We start from the raw sequence: 395 nt of genomic DNA, 5'->3' as shown, positions 1-395 counted from the left end.
CGGCTCTTTGACAAGTTCATCTGAGAAAGAGAAGCGTGGACGGCGTCGTCCCTGCGGGTCGGTTCCTTCGGAATCGGTCGTGAGTAGGATGATGCTGGTTCGACGTTTCGGTGCTCACACGATCAGGTGGAAACGCCGATCGGTTGTGAGCCTCCGTTTATGTTGTGATCAGCTATGATCAGCTCTTCAACTTGAGAGTTTGATCCTGGCTCAGAGCGAACGCTGGCGGCAGGCTTAACACATGCAAGTCGAGCGGGCCCTTCGGGGTCAGCGGCAGACGGGTGAGTAACGCGTGGGAACGTGCCCTTCGGTTCGGAATAACTCAGGGAAACTTGAGCTAATGCCGGATACGCCCATGGCCTCTGGCCCTGGGGAAAGGTTTATCTGCCGAAGGA

General features: G+C 56.5%; 1 rRNA gene. It reads left to right on the top strand.

Annotated features, from left to right (window positions below):
- Positions 1 to 187: 187 nt before the first annotated feature.
- Positions 188 to 395 (top strand): 16S ribosomal RNA (locus HPY23_RS29020); the annotation flags it as partial.

The organism is Methylobacterium ajmalii (assembly GCF_016613415.1).
GTDB classification, from domain to species: domain Bacteria; phylum Pseudomonadota; class Alphaproteobacteria; order Rhizobiales; family Beijerinckiaceae; genus Methylobacterium; species Methylobacterium ajmalii.
Note: the sequence above shows the minus strand (reverse complement) of the source record. Positions and strands in the feature narration are given on the sequence as shown.